Raw genomic sequence first — 12,821 nt, 5'->3', positions numbered from 1 at the left:
GATTTGTGAAAAAATTAAGACAGTCTTTTTTACTCTAGATGAAAAAAAAATATACTAATTGTGAACACTTACTATAGCAGTAAAAATCATAAAGAAAAAAGCAATCACAGCTCTCAACTTATTCGTGAGAAGTGTGACTACTTTTTTTAATATTTTGTCCAAACTTGATTCTATTCCATTTTTCCTAATGTCTGTAAATGATTAAGGCTTCCATATAGTTTTTGTAAATGGGTAAACTCTGAGATGTCATAGAAATTACAACTTCCTTTAGTGAATTCTTTTGCGACTTCTACAGCAAAACGTGTCGCCGCTGCAATATCAATTTCATGACTTGCCCCAGTCCCACATCCGGGTACTGCACTTACTGCTGTGATTGCTACACCTACTACTGGTGCATTCGTAGCAACAGCGGGCTGTAAAATTGAATTGATATGATAAACATCATTTCCGTATGGCGTAATATCTTGGGTTGTTACTGGAAATGTTGTTGCCAAATTTCCCGATGTCATTTCTAAAATGCGAACAAGATCATCGCTAATTCTTAATATATATCCTTCTTTTACTGTTGGAGAAATAGCAATGCCTTTGTGATTGACTACGTTGTTTCCTTTAGTTGTATCAATGGATAAAATGGCATCCATCTCTTCGGTGACTTCATATTGATTCATCGTCAAAATATCTACGGGTGACCCCATAAAATCAACCGGTTCGTGTGGTTCCGTCGGGGCATCTGGACAAATATGTGTAGATACAATCACATCCCCATCTAACACATCACCTTTTTGTTGCATGTCACAAATTTTCAATGCTGCTGCAATGGCTGACACGGCACCGTCTGCATCAGAAACCATCCCAATGCGAGCTGGTCTTGCACCGATGCCTCCCAGACGTCCAATAATACCTAGAGTTGGATATGTTCCACCTTTCGTTTTCCCCGCTTTTCCGGGGATTGTAAAACGAATGAATTCTGTAAATCCAGTTTCTCCCTCAACTTTACTTAGTTCAATTTTTACTTCACTATATGTCTTAAATAGCGCTGCAACTGATTTGCCATTCACATATGCTGAATCGATTACATCTAACGTTTCAATGACTTGTTTTAGTACCATCTTTATTCCACCAATCTTCTAATTTTTTCTACCTTTTTTCATTGACAGAATCTCCACTATCCGCTAGTCTTGAGGAAAAATGGAGGTTTGTCATGCTTAAAACACTAAATCAATCCCTACATGTATTAAATTTATTTACAAAAGAAAAGGAGCGGTGGACTGTTCGCGAAGTTGCGCAAAAACTAGAAATGAATCAAACTGCCGTTTACCGCATCCTAGAAACATTTGTTAACAATCGTTATCTCATAAAACACCACCAATTAAAACAATATGAGATTGGTCCAGCATTAGCTTTATTCAGCTATCTTTCTTATGATAAATATAATGTGGCTTCATTGACTCAACCTTTTTTACATAATTTGATGCAAGAAACTGGCGAATCTGTTTATTTAGTCAAACTAGATCACTTAGAAGCAACAACAATTGATGCTTTTGAGCCCGAAAATAAAGTAAGCTTTGCCGTCTCTCTAAATAAATCAATGCCTTTGTATTCAGGAGCTTCTTACTGGTCGATTTTGGCATACCTAGATGAAGATACTGTCCAAACTGTACTGAATAGTCCATTTACTCATATACGGAAAAATGCGACACTAACACCAAATATGTTAACCACAATCTTAGAAAAAACACGCCAACAAGGATGGATTGTCAGTAAAGAAATTGTTACTCCTGATGTTGTAGCCATTGCTGCTCCAATTTTTTCTAACGATAAAATTCTGGGTTCTTTAGCTATTGCAAAACCAATTTATCGAACGAAAGAAACAGATATCGAAAGTTTGGGTCAGTTAGTCAAAATGACAGCCAATCAAATTTCTGCTGTATTATCAGAAAACGATTTAAATTTTACGTCCTATCGATTCTTTAAAGAAAAAGCAACACAAATTCATGAATTTAACGATGTTCATTAAACCATTTCAGCATTTCCCGTAAACGAATAATACGTAACTGGGGATTTCCCGTACGAGAAAGTTCATGGTTTGCATGATTGAAGCGAATAAATTTCGCTTCTTTTTTTAAATATTTTAATGCACGATACCATTGATCTGCTTGCTCCATTGGACACCGATAATCTTGCTCTGATTGCATCACTAAAATTGGCGTCTCCACATTTTTCACATGTGCGAGTGGAGATTTTTGCCATAAAATTTCTGGTTGCAATATGTCAGCCCTCGACTCCTCGACAAAAAAGTAATAGCCAATGTCACTTGTTCCAATCATACTCACAAAGTTAGACATTGATCGTTGGGTAATGGCGGCCTTAAAGCGTTGATTTTGGGTAACAATCCAATTGACCATAAAACCACCGTAACTTCCACCAGTGACAAAAAGTTCATTAGAATCAATACAATTAAACTCCTCTAACACCCCATCTACAGCAGTCATAATGTCTTGATAGTCGCCTTCCCCATACTTACCAACTACCCCGTCTAAATGTTTTTGTCCATAGCCAAAACTTCCACGAGGATTTACTAACAACACAAGATAGCCTTGACTAATCATATACTGTACTTCATGATGAAAAGTTTCAGTGTGCATCGTATACGGTCCACCGTGAATGTTAACAATTAAGGGATACTTTTTATTTTCAGCAAAGTTTTTGGGGACAACTAAAAATCCTGGAACTCGACCATTATCTGCTGCCGTATATTCCACTTTATGATAAATACCTTGTACCTTGTCTTTCAATTTAGTACCTGTATCAAGTAATAGTTCACTCTTTTCTGTATGCAAATGATAATGCACCAATTGCGTTGGTGAATCTGATGTACTAATACAAATTAATGCTTCGGGCTTGTTTGGATGTAACGCAAAGTCCGTGACATGAGGACCTAACATTTCTAGTATCTTCCAACTACCATCTAAATTCACTTGGACAAGTTGGACATTTCCTTCTAATGAAACCAATGTATAGAAGCATTGTTCACTATTAGACCATTGCAATAAAGCATTTGCAGTAGTTGACTTACAGTCGCTGACTGCAAAATCACTCACTTGAGCATCTAATGACTCCATCATTTTAGTTAAGCGTTCTTGCTTTAAGTCATACACATAGACAGCTAATTGATTACTTGTGTGATAACTCACTGCACTTCCTACCATTCCAAGATAACGACCACCTTGCGAATATGTAGGTTCGCCAAACATACCCGTGTCTAAATTTGTAAGTTTATCGATTTTTTTTGTGTGTAAATTCAAACGAAAAATTCCTGAATCTTGATTGAACGGATCATGTAACAGCCGATTCTCAAAAGTTAAATATTGTCCATCTGGTGATAAAGTCATCATTTTTTTCAATCCATATCCCAGACTATACGTTGTTAACTCTTCTACTTTTTCACATGTGAGTGAAGATAGACAAATCACAGAACGCTCCGATTCAGAAATCAGCCCTCGACCATTTTCTAAATAATCAATAGATTCAGTTATAAAAACATCTGGAATAGATATTGTATCTTTTCTAAGTGTAGTATAAAAAAAGCGTTGACTATCCAAATGCCACATAATGGCCTGCACATCATTTACTTCATTAGTAACTTGTTTTGTTTGTTCCTCATCACACTCATATAGATACCCTTGTTGAGTACCTGTCTGTGTTGATAAAAATAAAAAAGCCGTGCCTTCTTTATTCCAAGTAGGCGAATGATTTAGCCCCCCGGTCTGAAGCGCTGTTTTTACTTTCGTTGTCAAATTATATAAAAAAATAGTTGAAATATACTGATTTGTTGTTTCATCTATACTGTTCTCCACATATAAAAAACAATCCCCCGTTGGATGATACACAGGGGTGCTAATCGTTTTCAGTTGGAGTAAATCGTCAATTTCAATTGCTTTCATTTACGTCCCACCTATCATCTATTCATTTAAAAAATCTATCGCTGCTAATGTATATACTTTGGCACAATTAATTACTTGCTTAACTTGGACTTTCTCATTAAAGCCATGAATAGTATCTAGCTCAGCAGGACCATATTGTAAGACCGGAATATCATGTACTCTAAAATGACGAGCATCACTACAGGCCCATTGCAAGACCCCATACGCATGCTCTTTTAAAACATAACTAATATTGTCTACAATTGCCCGACAAACAGGATTTTCTGCTGGTGTATAATTTGCTGAACTTTTAAAACCAAAACTTTCAATTGTATAATCAATGTCCAATTGATCTAACTCTTGCTTAATATAAACCATAGTTTCTTCATTTGTAATTCCAAATGGCAATCGACAATCGATATTAACCACACATTTATCTGCAACAACGTTTGCACTGGTACCACCTTGAATAGTTCCGATATTGCAAGTGATTTTTTCAAAGACGCCACGCGTTTCAGCACGTTCATTTTCAAGCAAATACTCGTTTGATACTTGTAACAGCTCTTTTAACTCTGCTGGTGCTTGAATAGCCAAATCGGTTACTGTTCGAATTCGTTCAATCGCACGAATAGCATCGACAATTGCATTTTTACCAACAAACGGCGCTAGACTTCCGTGTGCTGGAACGCCATTAACAGTTAATTTAAACCAACATGAGCCTTTTTGTCCGATAGTTGGATTCAATTCGCTGGAAGGTTCTGCAATTAAGCAACCATCGCCTGTAATAATGCCTTCATCTAACAACCAAGGTACCCCAAAATCACCACCACTTTCTTCATCTGGTACGATTGCTAATACTAATTCTCCTTTCAAAGGAACGTCATAGCGCTTTAAAATGACCATTGAAAAAATCAGGCCCGCTAATCCCGCCTTCATATCACTAGCACCTCGACCTAAGAGATAGCCATCTTTAATTTCTCCTGAAAAAGGCGAAAAATCCCATTGTTCTAAATCTCCGACAGGTACAGTGTCTGAATGTCCACAATAAATTAATGTTTTTCCTGTTTTTGGACCAACGGAAGCAACAATATTAAACCGATTTGGATCAGGTTCGTAAGTTTTAGCTTCAATACCGTTTGTTCTTAAATATTCCAAAATAAAAGTAGAAATTTCACGAGTATCACCGTCAGGATTTTCACTTGGAATTTGTAATAATTTAGCTGTTAAATCAAGTAATTCTTGTTCATTTTGTGAGACTAATTCAAGTAGTCGTTGCTTATCAAACATTTTTTCACTCCTTAGCTGTTTCGATATTTTTTGGTATTGCTGCTAACAATTTTTGAGTGTAAGCATGCTGTGGATTCGTGTAAATACTCTCAGCTTTCCCTGATTCTACAACTTCTCCCATATACATTACTGCAATACGATCACAGAAATAACGTACGACATTCAAGTCGTGAGAAATGAATACATACGTTAATTGAAATTCTTCTTGTAAATCTAATAATAGATTCAACACCTGTGCTTGAATAGACACGTCTAACGCAGAGACGGGTTCATCGCATATCACCAATTTTGGACGAAGCATCAACGCTCGTGCAATATTAATCCGCTGACATTGTCCACCTGAAAATTCATGAGGAAAACGGGTCGCATAGGCCCGTTGTAAGCCAACTTTTTCTAACATTTCGAGTGCTTGTTCTTTACGCTCTTTGGGTGTACCAATACCATGTATTTCTAAAGGTTCCGTCAATAATGCTAAAATCCGCTTACGGGGATCTAATGAAGCATACGGATCTTGAAAAATCATTTGAATATCTTTCCTTTTTTCACGGATTTCAGTTGCAGAAAGGTTGGTTAATTCTTCGTCTTCAAAAAATACTTGTCCGCTAGTCGGAGTAATCAAGCGTGTAACTAAGCGAGCAAAGGTTGATTTCCCGCACCCAGATTCACCCACAATTCCCAATGTTTCACCTGAAAAAATTTTCAAAGAAACCTTGTTCACAGCTGTTAATATTTCTGGTTCTTTGTTAAAAAGCGTTTTTTTCTTCAAAACATACTGCTTCTCTAATTCATTAGTTTCTAACAAAATTGGTACAGACATGTATTACCCTCCTTTCACTTCTTCTTTTAAATGAAAATGCTTATAACATGTACAACGGACAAAATGCCCAGCTTCAACTTCTCGCAATTGCGGGTTTTCTTCATGGGCAGTTGCATCAATCCAAGGAATTCGATCTGCAAAACGACAAACACCTCGAGGAATATCTGCTAATGAAGGTACATTTCCCTCTATCGTAGGTAACCGCCCACTACTTTTATTTTCTTTAGGGATGGCATTAATTAACAATCGAGTATAAGGATGTAATGGTTTTTCAAAAATCGTTTGCGTACTCCCACTTTCCACGACTTCTCCTGCATACATAATCATAATATTGTCAGCGATATCTGCGACTACTTCTAAATCATGTGTAATAAAGATAACACCTGTATCAATTTTGGCTTGTAAGTCTTTCAATAAGTCAATAATTTGCTTCTGAACAGTTACATCTAACGCAGTTGTCGGTTCATCTGCTATTAATAAAGAAGGGGCCGATGAAATTGCCATTGCAATCATCACTCGTTGTCTCATACCACCAGAAAATTCATGTGGATATAATTTCACACGCTTTTCAGCATCCTTGATTCCGACTAAGTTCAATAAACGTACAGCTTCCTTCTTCGCTTCTTTTTTTGACATTTTTTGATGTAAACGAATGGCCTCTACTAACTGATTTTCTACTGTAAACACAGGATTCAAACTAGTCATTGGATCTTGAAAAATCATTGAAATTTCTTTCCCACGAATGGAACGAATATCCCGTTCATTCATCGTTAATAAATCTTGTTCTTTAAATAATACTTTTCCTTCTGAATAACGTGCATTTTGAGGTAAAAGTTTTAGAATAGACGTAACAGTCACACTTTTTCCAGAACCTGATTCGCCTACGATTCCTAAAACTTCTCCTTTTTTCATATGAAAACTAACATTTTCGACTGCACGAATACTTTTTTTATCACTTACAAAATCAATAGATAGATTTTCTACTGAAAGCATATTCTCTGTTTCCATAGCTTGCTCCCTTCCTATAACCTTGTTCTTGGATCAAGCGCATCTCTCAGTCCATCACCAAATAAATTGAGACCTAAAACAGATAATAAGATAGACATTCCTGAAAAAATAGCAATATGTGGTGCAATAATTAAGTAATCTTTTCCTTCTTTCAAAATATTTCCCCAAGAAGCAGTAGGTGGTTGAATCCCCAATCCTAAGAAACTTAATGCTGCTTCTGAAATGATTGCACCCGCAACACTCATAGTGGCATACACAATAATTGGCGTTAAACAGTTTGGCAATACATGTGTAAAAATAATTCGGGTCTGATTCGCACCTAAAGATTCTGTCACTTCAATAAATAGTTCTTCTTTGACACTTAGTACTTGTCCACGAATCATACGAGCAAAGCCAGGAACATTCCCAATTCCTACCGCAATAATGACATTTGTTAATCCTGTTCCTAAAACAGTCATCAACGTAATCGCTAAAAGAATGAACGGAAAAGCTGCAAGAGCATCCATTAAACGCATAATAATAGAATCAATGACCCCACCAAAATAACCAGCAATTAACCCGAGTAAAATACCAATAATCGAACCTACTCCGACTGCCCCTAAGCCTACAACCAAGGAAATTCTCGAACCATAAACGATACGACTAAAAACATCTCGACCATAATTATCAGTTCCCAATAAATGACCGTCTTTTCCAGGTCCTAATAAAGTTGCTGCCATATCCATTTCGTTTGGTTTATGCGTGGCAATTACTGGAGCCAGTATCGCCATTAATATGACTAGTAACACTACGATTAAACCAATCACAGCTAATTTATTTTGAAATAATTTTTTGATAAACATCTTTGACAAGCTTGGTGACTTTGTTGTAATTTCCATGTTACTTCGCCGCCTTTCCAAGACTTACCTTTGGATTTACCACTGTATAAAGTAAATCAACAACTAAATTGACTAATACAAACAAGACCGCTAAAAAGAGAACCGTTCCTTGTACAACAACAAAATCTCGTTTATTAATGGCATCTACAATTAAACGTCCCATTCCTGGCCAACTATAAATAGTTTCTGTTAATACAGCTCCTCCTAACATTGAGGAAATTTGCATGCCCATTACTGTTAAGATAGGAGTCATCGCATTTTTTAAAGCATGTTTCAAAATAATGACCGTCCCTTTTAATCCTTTAGCTTTTGCTGTTTTAATATAGTTTTGTTCTAATACTTCTAACATACTGGAACGAGTGATTCGTGAAAATGTTGCCATTGGAATGGTTGCTAAAGTCACTCCCGGTAATATCAGATGTAATAAATAATCTCCTAAACCATCATTCAAATTCCCAATTCCGGTTGAAGGAAACCATCCTAATTTCACGCTAAATAATAATACCAACATAATCCCTAACCAAAATACTGGAATAGACACTCCTACTAAGGAAACTACTGTAAAACAATAATCCAAAATACTGCCTTTTTTTACCGCTGAAATAATTCCCGATGCCATTCCGATTATTAAAGAAATAATCAAGGCAAAGATTGTCAAAATGACAGTATTAGGAAAGCGTTCCATGATGAGCTCAGCTACAGGACGGCGATATGCCATCGAGTAGCCAAGATCAAAGTGAAGTAATTCTTTCATATACTGGATAAATTGTTGAAGTTTGGGTTCGTCTAATCCCATCTGTTCTCGTAAGCGATTAATTTCTTCAACGCTTGCTTGAGGGCCGAGCATTGTACTGGCTGGATCACCCGGAATCATTCGTGTAATAGCAAATACAATAATTGCTACTAAAAACAGGGTTGGAATTAAGTCAACTAATCGCTTGGCTGTATATTTTAGCAAATTCTTCACCTCATTTTTTTATTTCTTTGCTGTTTTATTCTGCCAAACCAACATTTGTATCTGCACTCACTAACACAATTGTTCCATCAGGACGTACATTGAAGCCATCTACTTTATTACTTAAACCAACAATAATATCTTGGTCATATAAATCTAAATGTGGTAAATCAGCAGCAATCAATGCCAATGCTTCTTCATAAATTTTTGCACGTGCTTCTTGGTCAGAAGTTTCACTTGTTGCTTGGGCTAATAATTTATCGACTTCAGGGTTCGTATATCCGCCCCCATTGCCCAAAGCACCGATTTGCTTAGAATCGAGCATTTGATACAAGAAGAAGTCTGGATCTGGGTACCAGCTCCATCCCATAATGTATAACGGAGCCTTCCCTTTTGATACGGTATCGCTAAAAGTTCCCCACTCCACAGATTTAATTGAAATATTAATACCAATTTTTTCCATTTGAGCTTGGAAAATCGTCGCAGCAGGTACACGCGATTCTGCAACATAAATATCAATATCAAAACCATCTGCATAACCTGCTTCTGCTAACAATTTCTTTGCTTCTTCAAGATTTGGACCACTCGCATCTTTCACTTGTTTTTCTACTTCTTTACTATATCCCCATGAAGCTTGTGGCAATGGTAGGTAAGCTTCTTTCGCCTCTCCATATTTATACACACCTTCTACCAATTCGGTACGATTCAATGCTAAATTCATCGCTTGTCGTACTTTTAAGTCTTTAGTTGGCCCTTCCTTCATGTTAAATGCCAAATACCCAATAGATAGTCCATCTGATTTTTCTAAACTTAACTCACTATTATTTTCGATTAACTCGACGTTTTGTCCTTTAATATCTGTTGCAACATCAATATCACCTGATTGCAAAGCATTTCCCATCATATTACCATCAGTAATAAACGTAAATTTCACACTGTCTAATTTTGGTTCTGCTTGCCAGTAATCTGCATTTTTTTCTAAACGGACAAAGTCATCTGTCATCCATTCTGCAAATGCATACGGCCCTGTTCCCACTGGGTGTCTAGAAAACTCATCTCCCATTCCCTCTACTTCTTCTTTAGGTACGATTGAATTTCCAGCATCCGTTAACATCGCCAAAAAGGCTGCATACGGTGTTTCTAGCTCGATTTTAATTTCGGTATCACTAACAACTGTAATTTCCTTAATATTTCGTAAACGATTCATCGCTGATTCATTTAATGAACGCTCAAGAGAATATTTCACATCCTCGGCTGTCATTAAGCGGCCATCTTGAAACTCACCTTTATGAAAATGCACATCATCTCTCAATTTGAATGTATATGTCTTCAAATCATCAGAAATTTCCCATTCTGTTGCCAAATTGGGGACAATTTCCGATAAATCCTTATTATACGTAACCAACGTATCAAAGACACTCCGCATAATATTTGATTCATACACAGCGGTATACGAAATTGGATCTAACGTTGCAATACCTGAAGATAAGGCAATGCGTAATTCTCCACCTGATGATGCTTGATTTGTTTCTTTACCTGATTCTTCAGTTTTCCCACTACCACATGCAGCTAACAACAAACCTAAGCTTCCTAATAGAACTGTTTTTAGTAACCTACTTTTCATTTTTCTTCCCCCTTATTTCATATTAAGCAATTTTTTTTCACATAAAGAATTATAGAGGATTTTAACAGAATTTTCATACAATTACAACGATTTTCTCTAATAATTATTTAATTTTTCTAATAAAAATAACATTTTAGACATAATAAAAAGCCAGAAAATCTCTATTACATAAGATTCCTGGCTCAAAATAGTATTTAAATTAAAAATTTTAATTTCCTCGAGCTAAACTCGCTTGATGATCGACTTTAATTTTTTCTAATAGTTCTGGTTCTTCAATTAAATCCAAAGCTGTTTTTGCTAGTAACTCAGCTGCAATAGCAATTGAATTTAATCCTTTTTCACTGCGAGCAGCGGCTTTAAATTCAATTGAATGACCTGCAATATACTCATCAGAAATAGAAACCGTTGGTTGAATCGTTGGAATCACTTGGCTCACATTTCCTACATCGGATGAACCAAAACTTTCACGAACACTGTTATCAATTTCTGCTTCTGGTACCCCTGCTTCTTTGGCATGGCTAAAGAACAATTCATCGAATAACGGTGTAATAATAATATCATCGACTGAGTTTTGGAATAAGCCAAACTCATAAGTTGCACCTGTTGCTAAAGCAGCACCTTTAATAATATTTTCCACTTTTTCATAAACATCATTCAACGTGGCACGATTTGCTGCACGTAGATAGAAACGACCAGCCGCATATTCTGGAATCACATTGGCTGCCACACCACCATCGGTAATAATGCCATGAATGTTCACATCTTTAGGAACAAAAAGACGTAGGGCATTAATACCATTGAAAACTTGTAATAAAGCTTCTAATGCGCTAATTCCTTTTTCTGGTGCACCTGCTGCATGCGATGCTACACCATAAAACTTCACATCCACTGGATCATTAGCTAAACCATGTGTCGTTTTAGAATAACGGTGTGCAGGATGGACACATAGTGCTGCATCAACATCTTCAAAGAAACCTTCACGAACAAAGCTACCTTTTGCTGAACCATTTTCGCCACCTTCTTCTCCAGGTGTTCCATAGACACGGATTTCTCCACCAACTTCGTCAATCACTTGTTTTAATGCACTAGCAGCTAAGACAGAGTAAGTACCGAATAAATTATGCCCACACGCATGACCGATCCCTGGTAATGCATCGTATTCTGCTAAGAATGATAAGGTTGGACCTGCTTTGTCAGATTTGTAACGTGCATCAAACCCTGTATGGTGACCAGCCACATCTTTTTGCACGTCAAACCCTTCCTTTTTTAATTGCGCAATCAAAGCATCCGAAGAATAGACTTCATAGTTACTTACCTCTGGATGTTCATGAATGTCCAATGCTAATGCTTGATATTCAGGTAAACGTTCTTGAATAAATTCTTGAATTGTCGTATATTTTTCTGCTCTTGTCATTTAGACGTCCTCCTAGTAGTCTCCTTTTATTTTTTACCAAATGTTTCCCACGCTGGGATACTTGAACCTTTTGATGTTTCTTCAATAACCTTTGCTGTTTCTTCTGTTTGATAAGCCGCAACGACTTTCTTATAAACTTCATTATCTTCGTCTTCTTTGCGCGCCGCAATAATATTTACATATGGACGAGATGTGTCATCGACTGGTTCTAAATAAATCGCATCTTCTTTTGGAACAAAGCCTGCATCGACAGCCATTCCGCTGTTAATAACTGATACTGTCACATCTTGTAAAGCACGTGCTGTTTGGGAAGCTTCTAGCTCAACAATTTCTAAATTCTTTGGATTGTCTGTAATGTCAGAAACTGTTGGTGCTTGTTTAGCTGCTTCATCGACTTTAATTAATCCCGCTGTTTGTAATAATAATAACGCACGACCACCGTTTGTTACATCATTAGGAATAGCTACTTTATCGCCATCTTTTATCTCACTAATGTCTTTGATTTTTTCAGAATAAATACCTAATGGTGCATTGACAGTATTCCCGATAGAAACTAAATCTGTGCCATGTTCCTCATTAAAATTATCTAGGAAATACTGATGTTGGAAAGAATTCAAATCAATATCACCACTCGCTAATGCGGAGTTAGGTTGGCTATACTCGGTAAATTTAACGTATTCCAAATTAATTCCTTCCTCTTGCAAGCGGTCTTTCACATCATCCCAAACATCGGTATCTGCTCCAATAATACCTAATTTAACCGTTACTTCTTCCTTACTTGCGTCAGTACTAGCAGAACCACTTTCATCTGTCGCTGCTTTATTGCCACAGCCTGCTGCAAAAGCTAACACTGCTGCTGATGTAATTGCCAATTTAACCCATTTTTTCATTATAATTCCCCCGATTTTTTTATTT

11 protein-coding genes are annotated in these 12,821 nt (G+C 36.7%); 1 reads left to right on the top strand and 10 read right to left on the bottom strand.

What is annotated here, in order from left to right:
- Positions 1–170 precede the first annotated feature (170 nt).
- A complete protein-coding gene (locus tag BAU17_RS01550; protein WP_161901054.1) occupies positions 171–1,109 on the bottom strand; it encodes a DUF1177 domain-containing protein in 939 nt (312 codons plus the stop codon).
- A gap of 92 nt (positions 1,110–1,201) precedes the next feature.
- Between BAU17_RS01550 and BAU17_RS01545 the strand changes: the two genes are divergently transcribed.
- Complete coding sequence (locus tag BAU17_RS01545) at positions 1,202–2,017, top strand: IclR family transcriptional regulator (RefSeq protein ID WP_161901053.1); 816 nt, start codon at positions 1,202–1,204, stop codon at positions 2,015–2,017.
- On the opposite strand, the gene BAU17_RS01540 is transcribed toward BAU17_RS01545, so the two are convergent.
- From BAU17_RS01540 to BAU17_RS01500, 9 genes are all read right to left on the bottom strand, one after another.
- Positions 2,001–3,944 (bottom strand): S9 family peptidase, encoded by a 1,944-nt coding sequence (locus BAU17_RS01540; RefSeq protein WP_161901052.1) that lies wholly within the window; start codon positions 3,942–3,944, stop codon positions 2,001–2,003. The two genes, BAU17_RS01545 and BAU17_RS01540, sit on opposite strands and share 17 nt — an antisense overlap.
- A gap of 18 nt (positions 3,945–3,962) precedes the next feature.
- On the bottom strand, positions 3,963–5,210 hold the full coding sequence (locus tag BAU17_RS01535) for a M20 family metallopeptidase (protein WP_161901051.1): 1,248 nt from the start codon (positions 5,208–5,210) through the stop codon (positions 3,963–3,965).
- 4 nt (positions 5,211–5,214) lie between these two features.
- A complete protein-coding gene (locus BAU17_RS01530; RefSeq protein ID WP_161901050.1) occupies positions 5,215–6,027 on the bottom strand; it encodes an ABC transporter ATP-binding protein in 813 nt (270 codons plus the stop codon).
- 3 nt (positions 6,028–6,030) lie between these two features.
- On the bottom strand, positions 6,031–7,035 hold the full coding sequence (locus BAU17_RS01525) for an ABC transporter ATP-binding protein (protein ID WP_161901049.1): 1,005 nt from the start codon (positions 7,033–7,035) through the stop codon (positions 6,031–6,033).
- A 14-nt stretch (positions 7,036–7,049) separates the two neighbouring features.
- The gene (locus BAU17_RS01520; protein ID WP_161901048.1) at positions 7,050–7,913 is read right to left on the bottom strand and encodes an ABC transporter permease; all 864 of its coding nucleotides are present in this window, start codon (positions 7,911–7,913) and stop codon (positions 7,050–7,052) included.
- Position 7,914: 1 nt separating this feature from the next.
- Entirely contained in the window at positions 7,915–8,871 is a 957-nt protein-coding gene (locus BAU17_RS01515; RefSeq protein ID WP_202622254.1) for an ABC transporter permease, read from the bottom strand.
- Positions 8,872–8,905: 34 nt separating this feature from the next.
- Entirely contained in the window at positions 8,906–10,492 is a 1,587-nt protein-coding gene (locus BAU17_RS01510) for an ABC transporter substrate-binding protein (protein ID WP_161901047.1), read from the bottom strand.
- A 208-nt stretch (positions 10,493–10,700) separates the two neighbouring features.
- Positions 10,701–11,906 carry a M20 family metallopeptidase gene (locus tag BAU17_RS01505; RefSeq protein WP_161901046.1) on the bottom strand — a complete coding sequence of 402 codons (1,206 nt, stop codon included), beginning with the start codon at positions 11,904–11,906 and terminating at the stop codon, positions 10,701–10,703.
- A gap of 26 nt (positions 11,907–11,932) precedes the next feature.
- The gene (locus BAU17_RS01500; protein ID WP_161901045.1) at positions 11,933–12,796 is read right to left on the bottom strand and encodes a MetQ/NlpA family ABC transporter substrate-binding protein; all 864 of its coding nucleotides are present in this window, start codon (positions 12,794–12,796) and stop codon (positions 11,933–11,935) included.
- Between the last annotated feature and the right edge of the window lie 25 nt (positions 12,797–12,821).

The organism is Candidatus Enterococcus willemsii (assembly GCF_009933335.1).
GTDB lineage: Bacteria > Bacillota > Bacilli > Lactobacillales > Enterococcaceae > Enterococcus_F > Enterococcus_F willemsii.
The sequence above is the reverse complement of the archived record's forward strand: the minus strand, read 5'-3'. Positions and strand labels throughout refer to the sequence as shown.